General features: G+C 73.3%; 16 protein-coding genes and 2 pseudogenes. 7 read left to right on the forward strand and 11 right to left on the reverse strand.

From position 1 onward, the window contains the following. The first annotated feature begins 9 nt into the window (after nt 1-9). The gene (locus GHR20_RS14360) at nt 10-867 is read left to right on the forward strand and encodes a helix-turn-helix domain-containing protein (RefSeq protein ID WP_111586713.1); all 858 of its coding nucleotides are present in this window, start codon (nt 10-12) and stop codon (nt 865-867) included. A gap of 15 nt (nt 868-882) precedes the next feature. On the opposite strand, the gene GHR20_RS14365 is transcribed toward GHR20_RS14360, so the two are convergent. Then, nucleotides 883-2,271, reverse strand: coding sequence for a PLP-dependent aminotransferase family protein (locus GHR20_RS14365; protein WP_153813394.1), 1,389 nt, complete (start codon nt 2,269-2,271; stop codon nt 883-885). A 46-nt stretch (nt 2,272-2,317) separates the two neighbouring features. On the opposite strand from GHR20_RS14365, the gene GHR20_RS14370 reads away from it, so the two are divergent. Next, the gene (locus GHR20_RS14370) at nt 2,318-2,815 is read left to right on the forward strand and encodes a carboxymuconolactone decarboxylase family protein (protein ID WP_111586715.1); all 498 of its coding nucleotides are present in this window, start codon (nt 2,318-2,320) and stop codon (nt 2,813-2,815) included. Beyond that, on the forward strand, nt 2,812-3,537 hold the full coding sequence (locus GHR20_RS14375) for an isocitrate lyase/phosphoenolpyruvate mutase family protein (protein ID WP_153813395.1): 726 nt from the start codon (nt 2,812-2,814) through the stop codon (nt 3,535-3,537). The genes GHR20_RS14370 and GHR20_RS14375 overlap by 4 nt, the downstream gene beginning before the upstream one ends. Nucleotides 3,538-3,541: 4 nt before the next feature. Here GHR20_RS14375 and GHR20_RS14380 read toward each other — a convergent pair whose 3' ends face one another. From GHR20_RS14380 to GHR20_RS14405, 6 genes and pseudogenes are all read right to left on the reverse strand, one after another. Continuing rightward, on the reverse strand, nt 3,542-4,501 hold the full coding sequence (locus GHR20_RS14380; protein WP_148026598.1) for an ABC transporter substrate-binding protein: 960 nt from the start codon (nt 4,499-4,501) through the stop codon (nt 3,542-3,544). 1 nt (nt 4,502) lies between these two features. Then, entirely contained in the window at nt 4,503-6,431 is a 1,929-nt protein-coding gene (locus tag GHR20_RS14385) for an ABC transporter permease subunit (protein ID WP_111586718.1), read from the reverse strand. Further along, on the reverse strand, nt 6,431-7,654 hold the full coding sequence (locus tag GHR20_RS14390) for a glycine betaine/L-proline ABC transporter ATP-binding protein (RefSeq protein WP_153813396.1): 1,224 nt from the start codon (nt 7,652-7,654) through the stop codon (nt 6,431-6,433). Before GHR20_RS14390 ends, GHR20_RS14385 begins: the two co-directional genes overlap by 1 nt. After that, nucleotides 7,651-9,189 carry a GMC oxidoreductase gene (locus GHR20_RS14395; protein WP_153813397.1) on the reverse strand — a complete coding sequence of 513 codons (1,539 nt, stop codon included), beginning with the start codon at nt 9,187-9,189 and terminating at the stop codon, nt 7,651-7,653. The genes GHR20_RS14390 and GHR20_RS14395 overlap by 4 nt, the downstream gene beginning before the upstream one ends. 62 nt (nt 9,190-9,251) lie before the next feature. Next, nucleotides 9,252-10,771, reverse strand: a pseudogene (locus GHR20_RS14400) (aldehyde dehydrogenase family protein). A 161-nt stretch (nt 10,772-10,932) separates the two neighbouring features. Next, a complete protein-coding gene (locus GHR20_RS14405; protein ID WP_153813398.1) occupies nt 10,933-11,901 on the reverse strand; it encodes a LysR family transcriptional regulator in 969 nt (322 codons plus the stop codon). A gap of 93 nt (nt 11,902-11,994) precedes the next feature. Here GHR20_RS14405 and GHR20_RS14410 point away from each other — a divergent pair, with 93 nt between their 5' ends. Then, nucleotides 11,995-13,410, forward strand: coding sequence for an MFS transporter (locus tag GHR20_RS14410; protein ID WP_153813399.1), 1,416 nt, complete (start codon nt 11,995-11,997; stop codon nt 13,408-13,410). A 97-nt stretch (nt 13,411-13,507) separates the two neighbouring features. Here the strand turns inward: GHR20_RS14410 and GHR20_RS14415 are convergent, their stop codons facing one another. The 4 genes from GHR20_RS14415 to GHR20_RS14430 all read right to left on the reverse strand — a co-directional run bounded on the left by GHR20_RS14415 (nt 13,508) and on the right by GHR20_RS14430 (nt 17,538). Next, complete coding sequence (locus GHR20_RS14415; protein ID WP_148026592.1) at nt 13,508-14,497, reverse strand: malate dehydrogenase; 990 nt, start codon at nt 14,495-14,497, stop codon at nt 13,508-13,510. Between the two features lie 318 nt (nt 14,498-14,815). Continuing rightward, nucleotides 14,816-16,048 carry a DUF2690 domain-containing protein gene (locus GHR20_RS14420; RefSeq protein WP_153813400.1) on the reverse strand — a complete coding sequence of 411 codons (1,233 nt, stop codon included), beginning with the start codon at nt 16,046-16,048 and terminating at the stop codon, nt 14,816-14,818. Between the two features lie 175 nt (nt 16,049-16,223). After that, on the reverse strand, nt 16,224-16,694 hold the full coding sequence (locus GHR20_RS14425; protein WP_111586726.1) for a DUF3017 domain-containing protein: 471 nt from the start codon (nt 16,692-16,694) through the stop codon (nt 16,224-16,226). After that, complete coding sequence (locus tag GHR20_RS14430; RefSeq protein ID WP_153813401.1) at nt 16,684-17,538, reverse strand: bifunctional methylenetetrahydrofolate dehydrogenase/methenyltetrahydrofolate cyclohydrolase; 855 nt, start codon at nt 17,536-17,538, stop codon at nt 16,684-16,686. The genes GHR20_RS14425 and GHR20_RS14430 overlap by 11 nt, the downstream gene beginning before the upstream one ends. Nucleotides 17,539-17,860: 322 nt before the next feature. Here GHR20_RS14430 and GHR20_RS14435 point away from each other — a divergent pair, with 322 nt between their 5' ends. From GHR20_RS14435 to GHR20_RS14445, 3 genes and pseudogenes are all read left to right on the forward strand, one after another. Then, nucleotides 17,861-18,388 (forward strand): hypothetical protein, encoded by a 528-nt coding sequence (locus tag GHR20_RS14435; RefSeq protein ID WP_111586728.1) that lies wholly within the window; start codon nt 17,861-17,863, stop codon nt 18,386-18,388. A 127-nt stretch (nt 18,389-18,515) separates the two neighbouring features. Then, on the forward strand, nt 18,516-19,307 hold the full coding sequence (locus GHR20_RS14440; RefSeq protein WP_243878024.1) for an FHA domain-containing protein: 792 nt from the start codon (nt 18,516-18,518) through the stop codon (nt 19,305-19,307). Continuing rightward, nucleotides 19,304-20,826, forward strand: a pseudogene (locus GHR20_RS14445) (protein kinase). The gene GHR20_RS14440 and the pseudogene GHR20_RS14445 overlap by 4 nt, the downstream one beginning before the upstream one ends. Nucleotides 20,827-20,869 lie beyond the last annotated feature (43 nt).

Consider the following 20,869-nt stretch of genomic DNA (forward strand, 5'->3'; position numbering starts at 1 on the left):
GAGTCGGGGATGGACAGGGAAGCCCTGCGGTCGCTGCTGCGGCACAAGCGCTCGCTGATCGACCCCACCGAGCTGGGCTGGCCCCGCCGCACCGGCCGCGGCCGCCGGTCCGCCGGGCTCTCCCAGGCCCAGGTGGCGCACGCGCTGTACGTCTCCGAGCGCACCTACGCACAGCTGGAGCGGGGCGACATGCCCTCCCCCGCGCCCGAGTTCCTCGACGCGGTCTCCACCGTGCTGCGCATGGCCGAGCCGGAGCGCGGCGCGCTGTACGTCTACGCGCTGGGCCACGAGCCGCCGGTCCCCATGAACCCCGAGGCCGGTACCCGGGTCGACCCGGCCTGGTTCACGGCCGTCCAGGGCGTGTCCGGCGTGCCCTGCTACGTCAACGACGTGGCGTGGAACCTCCTCGCCTGGAACGACGACTTCCTGCGCATGTTCCCCCGCGCCGAGGGCGCGGAGCCCGCGGTGCCCGAGCGGAACGTGATGCGCTGGATGCTGCTGCGCGAGGAGGCGCGCGAGCACCATCTGCTGGACTGGGCGGAGCGGTGGGCGGCGCCGGTCGCGGCCCAGCTGCGGGCGGCGGTGGCGGCCCACCCGGACAACCCCGATCTGCGGCAGCTGGACGCGGAGGTGAACGACGACCCCGTGGTGGGGCCCATCTACCGCCGCCACGACATCACCTATGTGCAGCAGGACGGGGACACCCGGCCGGTGCGGCACGCGGGACTCGCCGCCGCCGACGACGACCGGTGCTGCGCCCGGCACGCTCCCGCCGCGCGGGGCCTGGTGACCCTGTGCGCCGCGCAGCCGCTGGGTTCGCCGGGCGCCCGGTTCTTCTTCCTGGTCTTCCGCCCGGTCACCGGCTGACCCGCGGGCCGCTCCCTAGGGCAGCACCCTGCACAGCGCCTCCAGCGCCCCCGCCCACGCGCTGTCCGGCGGCGTCCCGTACCCCACCACCAGCGCGTCCACCGGCTCGGCGACGGCCTCGGGATGGCGGTGGAAGGAGAGTCCGTGCAGGGCGAGCCCCTGCCAGGCGGCGGCCTGGACGACGGAGGACTCGGTGCCCGGGGGCAGCCGCAGCAGCGCGTGCAGGCCCGCGGCGACCCCGGTGACCCGGACGCCGGGGGCGCGTTCGGCGACGGCCGCGGCGAGGGCGTCGCGGCGGCGCCGGTAGCGCGAGCGGGCGGCGCGGACCTGGCGGTCGTACGCCCCCGAGGTGAGGAACTCGGCGAGGGTGAGCTGTTCGAGGACGCCCACGGTGTCGGCGTGGCCCTTGGCCGTGAGCACCTCGCGGGTGAGGGCCGGCGGCAGGACCATCCAGCCCAGCCGGATGCCCGGGGCGAGGGATTTGCTGGCGGTGCCGAGGTAGACGACACGGTCGGGGTCGAGGCCCTGGAGGGCGCCGACGGGCTGGCGGTCGTAGCGGAACTCGCCGTCGTAGTCGTCCTCCAGGACGAGGGAGTCGGTGCGCCGCGCCCAGTCCACGACGGCCGCGCGCCGGTCGGGGTGCAGGGGCAGGCCCATCGGGAACTGGTGGGCGGGGGTGAGGAGTACGGCACCCTTGGAGGTCAACGGGCGCGGATCGGTGCCGAGTTCGTCCCAGGGCAGGGCGGGGGTCGCCAGACCCGCGGCCTCAAGGAGGCCCCAGTAGACGTCGAGGCCGTACGACTCGACGGCCACCGAGCGCGTCCCGCGGGCGCGCAGCACCGGGCCGAGGAGGCGCAGGGCGTGCGAGAAGCCCGCGGTGACGACCAGGTCGTCCGGGTCGCAGCGCACGCCCCGGACGCGGGCGAGATAGCCGGCGAGGGCGGTGCGCAGTTCGACGCGGCCGCGCGGATCGCCGTAGCCCAGGGCCTCGTTGGGGGCGGCGGTCAGGGCGCGGCGGGCGGCCCTCGCCCACTCGGCGCGCGGGAACGCGGCGAGGTCGGGGGTGCCGGGGACGAGGTTGTGGGCGGGCCGGGCCGGCACGCGGGGGCGGCGGGCGGGGCCGCTCGGCGGGACCACGGCGCGTTCGGCGACCCGGGTGCCGGAGCCCTGCCGGGCGGTGAGCCAGCCCTCGGCGACCAGGTCGGCGTACGCCTCGCCGACGGTGTTGCGGGCGACGCCGAGGTCGGCGGCGAGGCTCCGGGAGGAGGGCAGCCGGGTGCCGGGGGCGAGCCGGCCGGTGCGGACCGCCTCGCGCAGGGCATCGGTCAGCCCCCGGCGCAGCCCGCCCGGGCCGGCCGGTTCCAGATGCAGGTCGACGCCCAAAGTGGCCCACGATTCCGCCATGGAAATGGACCATACTCCTGGGCTGCCTCGCTTCTACGGTGGAGGCATGAACACGCACGAGAACACCGAGTACGCCATCGAGCACGCCCCCCGTCTGAACTGGAGCGAGCACGCTCCGGACGTCTACAAGGCGATGGTGCGGCTGGACATCGCCGCCCGGCAGGGGCTGGACGCGAAGCTGCTCGAACTGGTGAAGATCCGTGCCTCGCAGCTCAACCACTGCGCGTTCTGCCTGGACATGCACACCAAGGACGCGCTCGCGGCCGGGGAGAGCGTGGAGCGGATCATCCAGCTGAGCGCGTGGGAGGAGTCGCGGCACTTCTACACGGAGCGGGAGCTGGCGGCGATCGAGCTGACCGAGGCGATCACCGTGCTGACCGACGGTTTCGTGCCGGACGAGGTGTACGAGCGGGCCGCCAAGCAGTTCGAGGAGCCCGAGCTGGTCCGGCTGATCGCCGCGATCACGGTGATCAACGCCTGGAACCGGTTCGGCGTCAGCGCCCGGATGACCCCGGGCCACTACCAGCCCGGACAGCACGCGTGACCGGGACCGTGGAGGCGCTGCGCGCGCTGCACCGGGGGCGCCCCCAGGGAGATCCGCTGATCCTGCCCGGACCCTGGGACGCGGCCAGTGCGCGGGCCCTCGTGGAGGCGGGGTTCGAGGCGCTGGCCACGCCGAGCGCGGGGGTCGCCGCCGCGCTCGGGTACGCGGACGGCGAGACCCCGGCGGACGAGATGTTCGCGGCGATCGCCCGGATCACCCGCGCGGTGGACGTGCCGGTGACGGCGGACGTCGAGGGCGGGTACGGGCTCGCGCCGAAGGAGCTGGTGGAGCGGCTGCTGGAGGCGGGCGCCGTCGGCTGCAACATCGAGGACTCCGGCGGGGGTGCGCTCCGGGACCCGCGGGAGCACGCCGCGTACCTGGCCGAGTTCTGCGCGGCGGCCGGGGGGCGGATCTTCCTGAACGCCCGCGTCGATGTCTTCGTGCACGGGGACGGGGACCCCGAACGGGCCATCGCGCGGGCCGCGTCGTACGTCGCGGCGGGTGCCGAGTGCGTGTATCCGATCATGGCCCCGGCGGACGTACTGCCCCTGCTGCGGTCCGGGATCGAGGGCCCGCTGAACGCGCTGGCCCCGCTGACCCCGGACGGCCCCTCGCCCGCCGCGCTCGGCAAACTCGGGGCCACCCGGATCACGTTCGGCCCGCAGCTCCAGCGCAGGGCCGCGGCCGCGGCGGCCGAACTCGCCGCCGGGCTGCGTCAGTAGCGGCTCAGGACAGCCACTTCTTCCAGACGGACGGGTGGCTGTCCACCCACTTCTCCGCGGCCGCCTGCGGGGACATCTTGTCCTGGGCGATCAGCAGGGAGACCTCGTTCTGGTCGTCGGTGGTCCAGCGGAACTTCTTCAGGAAGTCCGCCGCCTTGCCGCCCGACTTGGCGAAGTCCGCGTTCAGGTACTTCTGGAGCGGGGTGCGCGGGTAGGCGCAGGCGATCTTCGCCGCGTCCGCGTCGCAGCCGTCCTTGTAGGGCGGCAGCTTCACCTCCGTCATCGGGACCTTCTTGAACAGCCACTGCGGTGAGTACCAGTACGTCAGGAAGGGCTTCTTCTCCTTGGCGAACTGCTTCATCTGGGTGATCTGCGCGGCCTCGGAACCGGCGAAGACGACCTGGTAGTTCAGCTTCAGGTTCTTCACCAGGGCCTTGTCATTGGTGACATAGGACGGGGAGCCGTCCATCAGCTGGCCCTTGCCGCCGCTCTCCGCGGTGCGGAAGAGGGAGGCGTACTTGTTCAGGTTGTGCCAGTCGGTGATGTCGGGGTGCTGCTTGACGAGGTACGTCGGCACGAACCAGCCGATGTGCCCGGTCACCCCGAGATCGCCGGCCCGGGTGATCGTCTTCTTGTCCTCGACGTAGCGCTTCTCCTGGTCGGGGTGGCCCCAGTCCTCCAGGAGGGCGTCCACCCGGCCCTGGCTCAGCGCGTCCCACGCGGGCACCTCGTCCACCTGCACGGTGTCGACGCGGTAGCCCAGCTTGTGCTCCAGCAGGTACTGGGCGACGGCCACATTGGACTCGGCGCCCACCCAGGACTGCACGGACAGCGTGACGCTCTTGCCGCCGCCGGTGTGCGCGAACGGGCTGGCCTGCTTGGTCATGTCGGCGGCGCCGCAGCCGGTGGTGAGCCCCAGCACGGCGAGCGCGACCGGGACCGTCGTACGCAGTCGGATCCGCATGTCAGGCTCCCTTCTTCGAGCGGCGCTCGGTCGGCTGGGTCACCCGGTCCAGCATCAGGCCCAGGCAGACGATGGCGGCACCGGCCACCAGACCGGTCGCCAGGTCGCCCTGGGCGAGGCCGAAGGCGACGTTGTAGCCGAGGGCGCCGCCGCCGACCAGACCGCCGATGATGACGACCGCGAGGACCAGGACCACGCCCTGGTTGACGGCGAGCAGCAACGCGCGGCGGGCGAGCGGCAGCTGGACCTGCCACAGCTGCTGCCGGCCGGTCGCGCCGAGCGAGCGCGCCGACTCCAGGGCGGCCGGATCGACCTGGCGCAGGCCCTGGGTGGTGATGCGCACGACGGCGGGCAGCGCGTAGACGACGGCCGCGGCGACGGCGGGGGCGCGGCCGACGCCGAACAGGGCGACGACCGGGATCAGGTACACGAACTGCGGCATCGTCTGGAAGACGTCGAGGACCGGGCGCAGGGCGCGCTCCACGCGGTCGCTGCGGGCCGCGGCGATGCCGGTGGCGAAGCCCAGCACCAGGGTGACGGCGACGGCGGCCAGCACCTGGGAGAGGGTGTCGAGGGAGGGCTCCCACACGCCGAGCACACCGATCGCGGCCATGGCGAGCACGGCGGTCAGCGCGGTGCGCCAGGTGCCGATCACCCAGGCGAGGGCGGCGACGATCAGCAGCAGCGACCACCAGGGCAGCCACTGGAGTCCGTCGCGGATCGGGTCCAGGACCCAGGTGGTGAAGTGGGCGGCCCAGTCGGCGGTGCCGCCGATGACCGGGACGCCGGAGTAGAGGTGGCCGGTCATCCAGTCGACGGCGCGGTTGACCGGGGCGGCGATCTGCACGCTCCAGCCGGTCGGCCAGTCGAGGGCGCCGAGCAGCCGGGCGGCGAGGGCGGCGGCCGCGGTGACGGCGAGCGCGTACGGCCAGCCGATCGTCCGGGGCCCGCGCTCCTCGGCGGCGCCGGCCGCGCCGGTCACCCGGTCCAGGACCACGGCGAGCAGCACGATCGGGATGCCGGCGGCGAGGGCCTGGCCGACGTCGACGGTGGACAGGGCCTGGTAGACGCGGTCACCGAGGCCGCCGGCGCCGATGACGGAGGCGATGACGGCCATGGACAGGGCCATCATGATCGTCTGGTTGAGGCCCAGCAGCAGTTCCTTGCGGGCCAGCGGGATACGGGCGGTCAGCAGCCGCTGGCGGCGGGTGGCACCGAGCGACTCCACGGCCTCCAGGACCTCGGGGTCGGCGCCGCGCAGGCCCAGCGCGGTGAGGCGGGCCATGGGCGGGGCGGCGTAGACGACGGTGGCGAGGACGGCCGCGGGGACGCCGATGCCGAAGACCAGGACGACGGGGAGGAGGTAGGCGAAGGCCGGGAGGACCTGCATCGTGTCCAGGACCGGGCGCAGGGCGCGGTCGAGGCGCGCGGACAGCCCGCCGGCGAGGCCGAGGGCGGCGCCGACGAGCACCGAGGCGACGACGGCGGCGACCATCAGCGCGAGGGTCTGCATCGTCGGTTCCCACATGCCGAGCACGCCGCAGGCGAGGAACGCGACGGCGGTCCCGGCGGCGAGGCGGGGGCCCGCCACCCGCCAGGCGACGAGGGCGCCCAGCGCGGTGACGCCCGGCCAGCCGAGGGCGAGGAGGGCGACGTAGACCGCGCGTACGGAAAGGACGACGGCGTTGCTGACGTAGCCGAAGAAGTAGAGGAACAGGGGGTGCGTGTCGCGGTTGTCGATGATCCAGTTGCTGGCGCTGGTCAGCGGCTTGGTGAGGCTGACCGTGAGGTGGTGCGGCCAGGCGTGGCCGTGCAGCACCGGGAGCAGGACGACCGTGATCAGGGCGAGCAGCAGAAGCTTGCCGACGGCTCTGTTGCGCAGGACGGCGGGGGTCCTGGTGCGCAGGGCGGGGACGGTGAGGGTAGCCATCAGACGGCCTCCGGGGTGGAGGCCGTGGAGGCCGCCGGGGTGGAGGCCGCCGGCTTCTTCGCCTGCGCGCGCTTGCGGGTCGCGGTGGCCGAGGCCGCCCGCGCCGGGCCCGCGGCGGTACGGCCGCTCGCGGCGGCGGGCGTGTTCTCCACACCCGCGACGACGCCCAGCAGCTGCTCGGAGTCGACGACGCCCAGGCACTTGCCGTGGTCCATCACGCGGGCCGGTTCACCGGCGCGGGCCACGGCCTCGATGGCCTCGGCGACCGTCGCGTCGGGGCGGACGGCGGGGCCGCTGCCGGTCTCGTCCGCGGAGGCGGCGGGGCGCATGGCCGTACGGGCCGTCAGCACCTGCTCGCGCGGCACGTCCCGGACGAACTCGCGGACGTAGTCGTCGGCCGGGGAGCCGACGATCTCCTCGGGGGTGCCGAGCTGGACGACCTGGCCGTCGCGCATCAGGGCGATGCGGTCGCCGAGCTTGAGGGCCTCGCTGAGGTCGTGGGTGATGAAGACCATCGTGCGGCCCTCCTCCTCGTGGAGGCGGGCGACCTCGTCCTGCATGTCGCGGCGGATGAGGGGGTCGAGGGCGCTGAACGGCTCGTCGAAGAGCAGCACCTCGGGGTCGACGGCGAGGGCGCGGGCGAGGCCGACGCGCTGGCGCTGGCCGCCGGAGAGCTGGCCGGGGCGGCGGTGCTCCATGCCCTCCAGGCCGACCTTGGCGACGATCTCGGCGGCGCGCTCGCGGCGCTCGGACCTGCCGACGCCCTGGATCTCCAGGCCGTAGGCGACGTTGTCGAGCACGGTGCGGTGCGGGAGCAGGCCGAAGTGCTGGAAGACCATGGCGGCGCGGTGCCGGCGCAGTTCGCGCAGCCGGGACTTGTCCATGGCGCGCACGTCCTCGCCGTCGATGGCGATGGTGCCCGCGGTCGGCTCGATCAGCCGGGTCAGGCAGCGCACGAGGGTGGACTTGCCGGAGCCGGACAGGCCCATCACCACGAAGACCTCGCCCTTGCGGACGTCGAAGGTGACATCGCGGACGGCGGCGGTGCAGCCGGTGCGGGCGCGCAGCTCGGCGGCGTCGAGGGCGCCGAGTTCGGGGTCGGCGGGGACGCGCTCGGGCTTGGGGCCGAAGACCTTCCACAGACCGGAGACCGAGAAGACGGGCGCGTCCTCCTGGGCGGTGGGGGGCTTGCGGGTGGGGACGCTGGGGGTGGTGGTACTCATCGGCGATCGCCTCCGATCAGATCGACGGCCTTCTCCCCGACCATCAGCACCCCGATCATGGGGTTGACGGCGGGAATGGTCGGGAAGACGGACGCGTCCGCGATGCGAATGCCGTCGAGACCACGGATCTTCAGCTCCGAGTCCACTACGGCGAGTTCGTCGTCGGCCGCGCCCATCCGGCACGTGCCGGCGGGGTGGTAGACGGTGTGGTGGGCCTTGCGCAGCAGCTCGCTGAGCTGCTCGTCGTCGGTGACCTCGGGGCCGGGGAAGACCTCGCGCTTCAGCCAGCCCGCGAAGGGCTCGGTCCGCGCGATCTCGCGGGCTATCTTCACGCCGTCGACGAGGGTCCGCGCGTCGTAGCCGTCCTCGTCGGTGAAGTACCGGAAGTCGAGGGCGGGCTTGGCCTCGGGGTCGGCACTGGTGAGGTAGAGGCGGCCCCGGGCCCGGGACTTGGGGATGTTGGGGGTCATCGACACGCCGTGCTCGGGGCGTTCGTAGCCGAGGCGCTCGGGGTTGTCGGTGAAGGGGATCTGGTAGAAGTGGAACATCAGGTCGGGGGCGTCCAGCGAGTCGTCCCGGCGCACGAACAGCGCGGCGTCGGAGTCCATCGCCGAGTTCTCCGGCAGCGGCCGGTTGGTCTCCCAGACGATCACCGACTCGGGGTGGTCCTGGAGGTTCTCGCCGACGCCCGGCAGGTCGTGCGCGACCGGGATGCCCAGTGCTTCGAGGTCGCGCTTCGGGCCGATGCCGGACAGCAGCAGCAGGCGCGGGGAGTCGACGGCGCCGGCGCAGACGACGACCTCCCGGCGGGCGCTGATCAGCTGCTCGGCACCGTCCTTGGTGCGCACGCGCACGCCGGTGGCGCGCTTGCCGTCCAGCTCCAGCTTGTACGCCCAGGTCTCCAGCAGCAGCGTGAGGTTGGGGCGGTCGCCGGCCTCGATGTGCGGGTGGAGGTAGGCGACGGAGGCGGAGGAGCGCTTGTTGTCCTCCGGGTGGTAGGCGAGGTCGAGGAAGCCGACGCCCTCGTGGAAGGGCTTGTCGTTGAAGCCGATCACCTCGGGGACGCCGATCGCGGTCTTCGTCGCGTCGATCCAGTCCTTGGCGACGGCGTTCTGGTCCTTGTCGGCGACGCGCACGATGTTGTTGCGCAGCCGGGCGTAGTACGCCTCCATCGGCACCGCGCCCCAGCCCTCGGCGCCGGCCCGCTCCCACTCGTCCCAGTCGGAGGGCAGCGGCTTGAAGGAGATCAGGGTGTTGTGCGAGGAGCAGCCGCCGAGGACCTTGGCGCGGCTGTGCAGGATGTGCGAATTGCCGTTCGGCTGCTCGACGGTGGTGTACTCGTAGTCGAGATCGCCGCCGAGCAGGCCCAGCCAGCGGCGCAGGGTGAGGACGTCCTCGCGGTCGATGTCGCTGGGGCCGCCCTCGATGACGGCGACGGTGACATCGGGGTCCTCGGTGAGGCGGGAGGCGATCACCGAGCCCGCCGTGCCGCCGCCGATGACGACGTAGTCGTAGACGTGGGGGGTGTGGGACATGGGGTGCTGCTCCAGGGGGTGTCGAGAGGTCTCGGGGCCCGGGCCCGCCGGGCGGAGTCGGATCAGCCGGCGAACCAGCGCACCGGCTTCGGCGCGAGGTTCTGGTAGACGTGCTTGGTCTCCCGGTACTCGGCGAGTCCGGCGGGGCCCAGCTCGCGGCCGGTGCCGCTCTTGCCGAAGCCGCCCCACTCCGCCTGCGGCAGGTAGGGGTGGAAGTCGTTGATCCAGACGGTGCCGTGGCGCAGCCGGGCCGCGACGCGCCGGGCCTTGCCGGGGTCGGTGGTCCACACGGCGCCGGCGAGGCCGTACTCGGTGTCGTTGGCGAGGCGGACGGCCTCGTCCTCGGTGGTGAAGGTCTCGACGGTGAGGACGGGTCCGAAGACCTCCTCGCGGACGACCTTCATCTCGCGGTGGCAGCCGTCGAGGACGGTCGGCTCGTAGAAGTAGCCGGACTCGGGCCGCTCGGGGCGGGTTCGGGCCGCTTGCCGCCGCAGCGCAGGATCGCGCCCTCGGCGAGCGCGGAGGCGACGTACGCCTCGGTCTTGGCGCGCTGCTGCTCGGAGACGAGCGGGCCGACCTCGACGCCGTCCTCGGTGCCGCGGCCGATCCTGATCTGCTGGGCGCGGCGGGCGAGTTCGGCGACGAAGCGTTCGCGCACCGACTCCTCGACGATGAGCCGGCCGCCGGCCGAGCAGACCTGGCCGCTGTGGATGAAGGCCGCGTTCAGCGCCTGGTCGACGGCGGTGTCGAAGCCCTCCTCGGTGGCGCAGGCGTCGGCGAAGACCACATTGGGGTTCTTGCCGCCGAGTTCGAGGGCGACCTTCTTCACGCTGGGCGCGGCGGCCTGGGCGACCTTGGTGCCGCTGACCAGTCCGCCGGTGAAGGACACCAGGTCGACGTCGGGGTGGTCGGCGAACCGGGCGCCGACGGTGTGGCCGGGACCGGTGACGATGTTGGCGACACCCGCGGGCAGTCCGGCCTCCGCCAGCAGCCCGACCAGCGCGACGGTGGTCATCGGGGTGATCTCGCTGGGCTTGATCACGAAGGTGTTGCCGGCCGCGAGCGCCGGGGCGATCTTCCAGCTGGCCTGGAGCAGCGGGTAGTTCCAGGGGGTGATCAGCGCGCAGACGCCGACCGGCTCGTGCACGACGACGCTGTGGATGTCGGGCGAGCCGGCGTCCACGACGCGGCCGGGGGCCTCGGCGGCCACCAGGTCGGCGAAGTAGCGGAAGGCGTCGGCGACACAGTCGATGTCGACGCGCCCCTCCTCCACGGTCTTGCCCGCGTCCTGGGCCTCGAGGCGGCCGAGCGCTTCGCGATCGCGTACGAGGAGGTCGGCGACGCGGCGCAGCAGGGCGGCGCGCTCGGCGACGGGGGTGCCCGGCCAGGGGCCGTGGTCGAACGCCTGCCGGGCCGCGGCCACGGCACGCTCGGCGTCCTTCTCGTCCCCCTCCGCGACCACGGCGAACGGCCGGGCGTCCGCGGGGTCGAGGATCTCCCGGGTCGCCCCGGAGATCGCCGTCAGCCACTCGCCTCCCGCGTGGATGGTCGCCTGGTTCTGTCCTGCCGTGCTTTCCGCCATGATCGGTGTTGCCTTCCGTTACTGTTCGACGCCCCTGTGTCATGCAAAGGGCCGGCTCAGGGACCGTGGCCCCCTGCCCCGGAGCTCCCTTTGCATGCGGAATCGGGCATCGAAAGTGCGCGGCGTCACTAAAAAGACGGCTAAAAGCGCACGGAAACGGTCTATCCCGGGCGCTGCGTTCGGTTCATCGGACCGGTACAGCCCGTGGCGGCGGGCCCGGCGCCCCGCTCCATCAGCTCGCGGACCCGCTCGCGCAGCCAGGCGTGGGCCGGGTCGGCGTCGTGGCGGGGGTGCCAGGCGAAGCCGACCGGGGCGGCCGGGAGCCGCAGCGGGATCTCGAAGACGGTCAGCCCGAGAGGCTCGGCGAGCGGGCGGGCCCAGGGGCTGATCAGGCCGATGAGATCGGTCTCGCGCAGCACGAACAGCGACGCCGGGTAGGTGCCGACGCTGCCCACCACCCGTCTGCTCAGCCCCAGCCCGGCCAGCGCCTCGTCGACCGGGCCGCGCAGCCGGCCGCGCCGGGACACGATGAGGTGACCGGCCGCCGAGGCGAACCGTTCGGGGGTCAACTCCCCTTCCAGCAAAGGGTGTCCGGAGCGTACGACACCGAGCATGCGGTCCTCGTAGACCGTCTCCTGGCGCACCTCGGGGTCGGTGGTGTCGATCACCCCGATCTCCAGGTCGGCGGTGCCCTGGCGCAGGAACGGGGCGTCGATGTGGCTCTCGGACAGAAAGCGCAGCCGGATGCCGGGGGCCTCGCGCGCGGCGCGGGCGAGGAGGGCGGCGCCATGGGTGGCCACGATGGCGTCGTGGCCGAGGATCGCGAAGGTACGGCTCACCGTGCGCAGGTCGGTGTCCCGGCCGGGCGCGAACAGGGCGCGCGCCCGCTCCACCACGGCGCTCACCTCGGCCCGGACGGCCAGGGCGTGCGGGGTCGGCACCATCTGCCGGCCGGCCCGCACCAGGACGGGATCGCCGAGCGCCTTGCGGATGCGGCCGAGGGTGCGGCTCATGGCCGGCTCGGACAGATGCAGCCGGCGCGCCGCGCCCCGCACGCTCTGCTCCTCCAGGAGCACGTCCAGCGCGACCAGCAGATTCAGGTCGAGGCCAGTTGATTGCGTCATGCGCATTCATTCCTTGCATAAGTTGCACTGGAGTGCAGGTCAGGATCGAGCCTACGGTGAGCGTGCATCCCTTTCACCGTCCAGCTCCCGGGAGGAGCCGTGCCCTCGCACGCCCTGAAACGCCCCGCCCTGCTCGCCCTGTGCGCCTGTGTCCTGGTCGCGCAGAGCATGGTGGCGGCGATCAACCTGCTGATACCGCAGCTGGGTTCGTCCGCGCTGCACCCCTCGCACGCCGAGATCCTGTGGACGGTCGACGCCTATGTCATCGTCTTCGCCGGACTGCTGATCCCCGCCGGGGCGCTCGGCGACCGGCACGGGCGCAAGGGGGCGCTGCTCGCCGGGCTCGCGCTGTTCGCGGCGGGCGCCGCGACCAGTGCCCTGGCGGGGGCGCCGCTCGTGCTGATCGTGGGCCGGGGGCTGTCCGGCGCGGGCGCCGCGCTGATCACCCCGGCCACGCTGTCCCTGCTGATGCGGCTGGCGGCGCCCGCGCAGCGGCTCGGCGCGATGGCCGCGTGGACGCTGTCGATCGGGCTCGGCGGGGCCGCGGGCAATCTCGGCGGCGGGCTCGCGGGTCAGTTCCTCGGCTGGCGGGCGCTGTTCTGGGCCATGGTGCCGCTCGCGGCGCTGCTGATCGCGGTGGTGGCACGCGTCGTCCCGCGCACCGAGCGCGCGACCGCGGGCCACACCGATCCGCTCGGCGCGGTGCTGCTGGTCGCGGGGCTGGTGGCCGTGCTCTTCGGGATCATCGAGGGGCCGTCGTACGGCTGGCTGTCGGCGCGGATCGCCGGCGCGTTCGGCGCAGGAGTGGTGCTGGTGGCGGCGTTCACGGTGCACGCGCTGCGCGCCCGGGGCCCGCTGTTCGACCCGCGGGTCTTCGCCTCGCCCCGGCTGCGGGCGGCGTCCCTCGGCACGGCGACCGCGTTCTTCGGCCTCTTCTCCCTGTTCTTCGTCAACTCCCAGTACCTGCAAGAGGTCAAGGGGTACGGTCCCGCCGTCACCGGGGTGGCGATCATGCCGCTGGTGATCGGGATGACGGGGGCGCAGATCCTGGCCAAGCGCTGGTCCGACCACCCCCGCACCCTCGTCGGCACCGGGCTCGCGCTCATCGGCCTCGGCCTGCTCGGCGCGTCCACGGCGTCCGGGTCGACGCCGTACGGGCTCTTCGTCTGCTGGCTCCTGGTCATCTCCACCGGCGCGGGCCTGTCCATGCCGCCCCTGACCATGGGCGTCGTCACGTCCCTCCCGCCGCACCAGGCGGGGCTGGGCTCGGGCCTCGGCACGACGGCCCGGGAGACGGGCGCGGCCCTCGGCGTCGCCGTGACCGGCACGGTGCTCTCGGGCCATGCCGGCCTGCTCCAGGGAATGGGGCCGGCGTTGCGGGTGGTGGGAGTGGTGGTGCTGGTGGCCACGGCGCTGGTGGTGCGGGGATACGGCCTGCGCACGGCCTCGTCGGCGCCGTCGGCCCCGTCGGCCCCGTCGGCCCCGGAGAAGGTGCCGACGGGCGCGGGTCGTTGACCACCTGCGAGGCGCCCGCACAGGCGTGGGCCCCGCTCCGGAAGAGAACCGGAGCGGGGCCCACGTGGCTTTGCCGCTGAACCGCCGGAGGCGAAGGTCAGAGCAGACCGAGCGCGCGGACCGCCTCGCGCTCCTCGGAGAGCTCCTGGACGGACGCGTCGATGCGGGCGCGGGAGAACTCGTTGATGTCCAGGCCCTGCACGATCTCGTACGTGCCGTCCTTCGTGGTGACGGGGAAGGAGGAGATCAGGCCCTCCGGCACACCGTACGAACCGTCGGACGGGATGCCCATGGACGTCCAGTCGCCCTCGGCCGTGCCGTTGACCCAGGTGTGCACGTGGTCGATCGCGGCGTTCGCGGCGGACGCCGCCGACGACGCGCCACGGGCCTCGATGATCGCCGCACCGCGCTTGGCGACGGTCGGGATGAAGTCCTCGGCCAGCCACTTCTCGTCGGACACGACCTCGGCCGCGTTCTTGCCGCCGACCGTCGCGTGGAAGATGTCCGGGTACTGCGTGGCGGAGTGGTTGCCCCAGATCGTCAGCCGCTTGATGTCGGCGACGGTCGAGCCCGTCTTCTTCGCCAGCTGCGTCAGCGCCCGGTTGTGGTCCAGACGGGTCATCGCGGTGAACCGCTCGGCCGGTACGTCCGGCGCCGCCGCCTGCGCGATCAGCGCGTTCGTGTTGGCCGGGTTGCCGACGACCAGGACCTTGATGTCGTCCGCGGCGTGGTCGTTGATGGCCTTGCCCTGCGGCTTGAAGATGCCGCCGTTGGCCTCCAGCAGGTCACCGCGCTCCATGCCCTTGGTGCGCGGGCGGGCGCCGACCAGCAGGGCCACGTTGGCACCGTCGAAGGCGACGTTCGGGTCGTCGGAGATGTCGATGCCCTGGAGCAGCGGGAAGGCGCAGTCGTCCAGCTCCATGGCCGTGCCCTCGGCGGCCTTGAGCGCCGGGGTGATCTCCAGGAGGCGCAGGCGGACCGGCACGTCCGCGCCGAGCAGCTGGCCGGAGGCGATGCGGAAGAGCAGGGCGTAACCGATCTGGCCGGCCGCGCCGGTGACGGTGACGTTCACGGGAGTGCGGGTCATGGCGTTCTCCGTATGACAGCTGGCGGTGGGGCGTCCCTGCCCCGGGCGGATGATCGATCTCTTGGCATCAAGAGAGATCCAGCGGTCAGGCTATCGCGCATCCGGCATGCGAGACGTGCGGGGCCCTGTGGCTCACCCCACAGAAGATCGCGCGGGGACGGAAAGGACAGGAAAGAGGCGGCCGTCCGTCCGGAGAGGGTGGACGGAAACGGCCGCCGGTGGGGGTACCGGCGCACCGGTCTCCCGTGGGGGGTACCGGTTCGCCTGCCCAAGATCCGCCCGGGCATGCCTGCCGATCAGGAATTCATCCGTTCGGCTTCACCGCGTGCAGCCCGTACGGCCCGACGCGAGCGTGGCGCACGCCCTCGCCCGGGCCGGATCCGGCACGGCGATCATCGGGGTGTAGGCGATGGTGTCGCCCGCCTCGGTGGCCTCCCCGGACTCGCGGTCCTTGCCCCGCGCCCCGGTGACGTCGACCTTGTCACCGGGCACCGCGCCGGTGATGCGGCCCCACGCGGCGCCGCAGACCTTGCTGTAGCGGACCTCCAGGACGGTGGTGCCGAGGGTGACGGTCTGGGCGGTGGTCACCTGGTCGCCGCTGCATCCCATCGACTCGGCGTCCTTGCCCGCGCAGTCCGCGCCGGAGCACTTCACCCCGGGCGGCAGGCTCGCCCGCGGACTCGCGCTCCGGGCGGGCTTCTTGGCCGCCGCCTCGTGCGTGCCGCCGCCGTGGTCCCCGGTGAGGTAGAAGACGCCGAGGATGAGCAGCAGGACGGTGACGAACCCGCCGAGGAACATCAGCACCGGCTGCCGGTACCCGGGCTTGGGGTCAGGGGCGGGATCGGGGGCGGACGTGGGCGCGGGAGCGGAGGGCGGTACGGCGTCGGAGCCCTGAGTGCCCTGGGGGTCCTGAGGACTCCGAGTGCCCTGAGTGCCCTGAGGACTCCGGGGGTTCTCCGGCTCCGGCTCGCCCGGGACCCGCGCCGGCTCCGGCCACGCACCCGGCCGGCCGCTCGCCCGCGAGGGCCCCTGATACCCGGCCAGCCCCCACGAGTTGCCGCCGGACGAGTCGGCCGTCGCACCCCCGGCGCCCTGACCGCCCTGGGTGCCCTGGGTGCCCTGGGTGCCCTGGGTGCCTTGGCCGCCCTCGGTGTTCCCGCGCTCCTCCGTGTCCCCGCGCCGCTCCGCCGCCCCGGCCGTCGGCTGCGCCGGAACCTTCGGGACGGCGAGCGTGCCGCCCTCGGTCCGGTGTTCCCGTGCCACGTATTCGTGCCCCAACTCCGCCCGGCTCCAGGCCCGTTCGGCCAGCTCCCACATCGTGATGATCGGCACCGGGCTGGTCCCCGCCGCCTCCGCCAGCGCGACGGCCGCGCCCTTGGGGGCGAGGCGCCGTCCGGCGAGGTAGTCCGCCCAGGACGTCCTGCCGTAGCCCGTGCGGTCGGCCAGGGCCGCGTCACCGAGCCCGCCGAGGTCCACGAGCCACCGCAGCTGACTGACGAACTCCTTGATCTCCGGGTCGAGTTCGTTCGGCAAGGTCTTCCAACGAGGCATGGTCTCCCCCCTCATCCCCACTTTCGTACCGGACGGTCACCGTTCAGCGGAACGGTCACTTCCGTGCCACAGCGCGAACACAGCCGTTGTTCAGGCCGTTCGCCAGGCGCCAGGGTGTGTCGGGCGGCGGTTCGTCCCTCATCGGGGGTGGGGACGAACCGCCGTACCATCGCCCCTATTTGGTCATCGTGAAGTGCAGCGTGTTGCTCACGAACGGGATCTCCAGCAGGGGATGCGGCTGGGCCATCAGGGCCAGCAGGACGATCGCCAGACCGAGGACGCCGTAGGTGCTGATGTCGGTGAAGCGGGAGCGGACCGCGAGCATGCCGACGCCGGGCAGCATCCAGCGCAGCACCGCGCCGGCCAGCAGCGCGGCGCCGATCAGCAGGGTGCCGACCCGGAACACGTCGAACGCGGTCAGCAGCAGGCCGAGCGCGACCGTGCCCAGCACCACCAGCAGGGGCCACTGCCGGGCGGGCGCGGGGGCGTCACGGGGCGCGGCCCGGCCGCCGCCCTCCGGCCGTGCGGTGTCCCGGGTGAACAACGGGAAGCGGCGGGTGACCCGCCGCGGGCGCCCCTCGGCGTCGGGGGCGCTGATCGCGTCGCGGACGGTCTCCTCGCCGTCCCGCGTGTCCTCAGCCGGCACTGCGCTCCGCCGCCTCGACCACGTTGACCAGCAGCTGGGCCCGGGTCATCGGGCCGACACCGCCGGGGTTGGGGGAGATGAAACCGGCCACCCCGGTCACGTCCGGGTGGACGTCGCCGACGATCTTGCCCTCGGCGTTGCGGGAGACGCCCACGTCCAGGACGGCCGCGCCCGGCTTGATGTCCTCGGCGCGGATCAGGTGCGGGGAGCCGGCCGCGGCCACGACGATGTCGGCCCGCTTGAGGTGGGCGGACAGATCGCGGGTGCCGGTGTGGCACTGGGTCACGGTGGCGTTCTCGCTGCGGCGGGTGAGCAGCAGCGGCATCGGGCGCCCGATGGTGACGCCCCGGCCGACGACCACGACCTCGGCGCCCTTGATCTCCACGCCGTAGCGGCGCAGCAGGGTGAGGATGCCGTTGGGGGTGCAGGGCAGCGGGGCGGGCTCGTTGAGGACCAGGCGCCCGAGGTTCATCGGGTGCAGGCCGTCCGCGTCCTTGGCCGGGTCCATCAGCTCCAGGATGCGGTTCTCGTCGATGCCCTTGGGCAGCGGCAGCTGGACGATGTAGCCGGTGCAGGCCGGGTCCTCGTTCAGCTCGCGGACGACCGCCTCGATCTCCTCCTGGGTGGCCGTGGCCGGCAGCTCGCGCTGGATGGAGGCGAGGCCCACCTCCGCGCAGTCGCGGTGCTTGCCCGCGACGTACTTGCGGCTGCCGGGGTCGTCCCCGACCAGGATCGTGCCGAGTCCGGGCGTGACGCCCTTCTCCTTCAGCGCCGCCACGCGGGCGGTCAGATCGGACTTGATCGCGGCTGCGGTGGCCTTGCCATCGAGAATCTGGGCGGTCATACCCCCATCCTCCAGGATGACCGCCCCGGGGTTCCAATCCGGGGCCGTATCGGGGTCCGCGTCCGGGTCCGCGTCCAGGTCCGTACCGGGGTCCTCATCAGGGTCGGGCGCGTGTCAGGGCACATGTCCGGGTGATCACCGATGTTGCACTTGCACAACACCCGGGGATTCCGGCTGGACAAGTCAGTATCTGGTCAAGAACCATGAACGCACAGTGCAGCGGGCAGCTCATCGGGGGACGGACCGCATCTGTAGAAACTCTCCTCCGTGCAGTGCCGCGCCTCGTCCCCGCACTCGCTCGAACAACGGAGGAAGACCAACCATGAGCTACGGCGACCCGAACAACCCCTACGGCGCTCCCCAGGGGCAGCAGCCGCAGCAGCCCGGGTACGGCTACCCGGCCGCGCCGCCGGTCCAGCAGTCGTACGCCGCCGCCCCGATGACCGCCATGCCGGGCAAGGTCAACTCGGCCCGCGTGATGCTGTGGGTGATCGTCGCCCTCCAGGTCATCGGCGTGGGCCTCTTCGCCTTCTCCGCCGTGGCCGTCAACAAGGCCAAGCACGACAACTCCGTGCCGGGCCTCGCCGACTACCCGGTGGGCGTGCTGTGGGCCTTCGTGGTGCTCGCGCTCGCCTGGCTGGTGTGGGCGGTCGTGCTGGCCACGAAGTTCTCCTCCGGCGGCAACAACCTGCGCGTCACGACGCTGGTGTTCGGCATCCTGACCGCGGTGCTCGGCGTCTACCCGTTCCTCGTCGTCGTGGGCATCTTCCACATCGTGCTGGGCATCCTGATCGCCTGCTTCGTCGGCGGTGCCGACGGCAAGGCGTGGTTCGGCCGCCCGCGTTACTGAGCGAGGCCGCGGCGCGAGCGTTTCGCGCCATTCGGCATCCGGGGCCGTGTCTCACCCTTCCAGGGGGACACGGCCCCCGTGCGTCGCCCTACTCTGGGAGAAGCCGTCAGGCACGGGGAGACGCACCTTGTACAGCATCATCGTCGTACCTCCGCCGACCACGGAGGACCGGCAGCAGCGCGGCCAGATTCGCCTCGCCCCCGGCGAGCGCCTCCGCTTCGGGCGGGCGCCCGGGAACGATCTGCCGATCCCGCACGAGGGAGTCTCGCGCCGGGCCGGTGAACTCGGCGCCCAGGGCGCGTTCTGGACGCTGAGCAACCTGTCCGCGCACCAGACGTACGTCGTGGAGAACCCGGAGGGCGCGGGCGAGCACATCAAGGTCGGTCCGGGCCGGCTGGACGCGCCGGTGCCCTTCGAGTTCTCCCGGATCGTGCTGCCCGCGGGCGGCGATCTGCTCGCCGTCGAGGTGTGGGCGCCGCGCCACGACTATCTGCGCGACGGCTGCGGGACCGACGGCGACACCACCGCCCCGGCCTTCTCCGTCGACCGCACCAAGCGCTACTTCGCCGTGCTGGCCGCCCTGTGCGAGCCCCGGCTGCGCGGCAACCCGCACGCCCCGCCGCCCACCGTCGACCAGGTCGTGGACCGGCTCGCGCCCTCCTGGCCGGCCGCCTCGCGCACCTCGGTGCAGTGGAACATCGACTACCTCGCGGTGAAACTGCGGCTCAAACCCGGCCCGGAGACAGCGGATCCGGGCCCCCGGCTGAACGGCAAGAAGGAGTCGCTGGTCTCGCTGGCGCTCCGCTTCGACCTGGTGCGCGAGGACGACCTGATCGTGCTGTCGGGCACCGGACCGGACACAGGGCCCGGGTCCGGGTCGGAGTCCGGGTCCGGGGCCGCGCGCCGGACCGCCCGGTGACCGAGCCGTACGCCGTCCCGGTGCCCAGGGGCTACCGGGTCGGCGACTGGGAGGTCCGCGAACCGCTGGCCACGGGCGCCTTCGGGAGCGTGTACGCGGCGCGCCGGGCCGGCGGGGCGGACGGGCGGCTCCCCCGCACCGCCGCCCTGAAGTTCCTCCCCACCGGCACCGGTACCCCCGCCAGCTCGCCCACCTGCGCGAACTGGCCGAGCGCGAGGTCGCGTTGTTACGGCGGCTGCGGCAGCCGCGCCTGATCCGGATGTACGAGACCCTCGTCGTCGACGACCCCGGGCGCCCCGCCCTCGACGGCGCCACCGTCCTCGTACTGGAACGCGCGCAGGGCTCCCTGGCCGCGCTGCTCGCCGCCGGGCCCCGGCCGGCCGCCGGGCCCGCGCTGCTCGCGCATATCGCCGAAGGACTGGCCCAGTTGCACCGCGCGGGCTGGGTGCACGGCGACCTCAAACCGGCCAACGTGCTGCTGATGGCGGACGGTTCGGCGCGGCTCGCCGATTTCAACATGGCCGCCGAGCTGGAGGGCACCCACGGCTACACGCCCGCCTTCTCCACCCCCGACTACACCCCGCCCGAGCTGCTGTGGGCGGAGATCGGCGACCGCGGCCGCCCGATCCGCCCGTCGGCCGACGTCTGGGCCTTCGGCGTGCTCGCCCACCTCCTGCTCACCGGCTCCTTCCCGCTGCCCGGCGGCACCCCCTCGGCCCGCCGGGACGCCGCCGTCGCCTATGCGCGCGGCACCGAAGAGCTGCGCCTGTCGGCCGGACTCCCGGACGCCTGGCGGGAGATCGTGCGGGACTGCCTGGCCCGTACGCACTCCGGCCGGATCGGCACCGGGGCGCTGCTGCGCCGGGTCACGGCCGCCGCGGGCACCGGGCGGGCACCCCGGCCGCCCCGCCTCGCGCGCCCCGGCCGCCGCCGCCGTCGTACGGCGGTCCTGGCCACCGCGGTCACCGCCGCGGCCGCCGCCGTCGTGGTCCTCGGGTACGGCCTCGACGGCGGGAGCGGCGCCGACGAGAAGGCGCTGGCCCGCTACGGGGCCGCCGAACTGCGCACCGACCGGGGCGTTCCGGTGCGCTACCGGCGGCTGATCGTGGACGCCGCCCACGGCTGCCGCCGCCCGGACGTCAGCCCGGCGCTGATCGCGGCCATGCTGAGGGCCGAGAGCGGCTTCGACGCGGACCTCGCCGACCCGGGCGCCCAGGAGTACGGCATCGCCCGGTGGACGCCGTCCGTGCTGCGCTGGTGGATGCAGGACGACGGTATCCCGGCCGCCGCGACCCCCACGCCCCCGCTGACCCCGGCGGTGTCCATCCCGGCCGTGGGGCGCTATCTGTGCTTCATCGACGCCCACCTGAAGGCGGACCTGCCCGGTGACCGGCGGGTGCTGGACGCGGCCGCGTACCGGACGTCGTACAAGAAGGTCGAGGCCGCGGGCGGTGTCCCGGCGGCGTACCGGGCGTACTGCGCGCGGGTGGCCCGGGGGCTCGCGGAGTACACACCCTGAGACGTCCGAGGTACCGGCCCCGGGGCCCGGCTGGGACGGTGGA

The sequence above is a fragment of the Streptomyces sp. SUK 48 genome (genome assembly GCF_009650765.1).
Taxonomy (GTDB): Bacteria; Actinomycetota; Actinomycetes; order Streptomycetales; family Streptomycetaceae; genus Streptomyces.

Excerpts from the sequence above, each read along its gene's own strand:
- GHR20_RS14360 (WP_111586713.1), top strand. The coding sequence starts at position 10 with ATGGACAGGGAAGCCCTGCGGTCGCTGCTGCGGCACAAGCGCTCGCTG.
- GHR20_RS14365 (WP_153813394.1), bottom strand. The coding sequence starts at position 2,271 with ATGGCGGAATCGTGGGCCACTTTGGGCGTCGACCTGCATCTGGAACCG.
- GHR20_RS14370 (WP_111586715.1), top strand. The coding sequence starts at position 2,318 with ATGAACACGCACGAGAACACCGAGTACGCCATCGAGCACGCCCCCCGT.
- GHR20_RS14380 (WP_148026598.1), bottom strand. The coding sequence starts at position 4,501 with ATGCGGATCCGACTGCGTACGACGGTCCCGGTCGCGCTCGCCGTGCTG.
- GHR20_RS14385 (WP_111586718.1), bottom strand. The coding sequence starts at position 6,431 with ATGGCTACCCTCACCGTCCCCGCCCTGCGCACCAGGACCCCCGCCGTC.
- GHR20_RS14390 (WP_153813396.1), bottom strand. The coding sequence starts at position 7,654 with ATGAGTACCACCACCCCCAGCGTCCCCACCCGCAAGCCCCCCACCGCC.
- GHR20_RS14395 (WP_153813397.1), bottom strand. The coding sequence starts at position 9,189 with ATGTCCCACACCCCCCACGTCTACGACTACGTCGTCATCGGCGGCGGC.
- GHR20_RS14405 (WP_153813398.1), bottom strand. The coding sequence starts at position 11,901 with ATGCGCATGACGCAATCAACTGGCCTCGACCTGAATCTGCTGGTCGCG.
- GHR20_RS14415 (WP_148026592.1), bottom strand. The coding sequence starts at position 14,497 with ATGACCCGCACTCCCGTGAACGTCACCGTCACCGGCGCGGCCGGCCAG.
- GHR20_RS14420 (WP_153813400.1), bottom strand. The coding sequence starts at position 16,048 with ATGCCTCGTTGGAAGACCTTGCCGAACGAACTCGACCCGGAGATCAAG.
- GHR20_RS14430 (WP_153813401.1), bottom strand. The coding sequence starts at position 17,538 with ATGACCGCCCAGATTCTCGATGGCAAGGCCACCGCAGCCGCGATCAAG.
- GHR20_RS14435 (WP_111586728.1), top strand. The coding sequence starts at position 17,861 with ATGAGCTACGGCGACCCGAACAACCCCTACGGCGCTCCCCAGGGGCAG.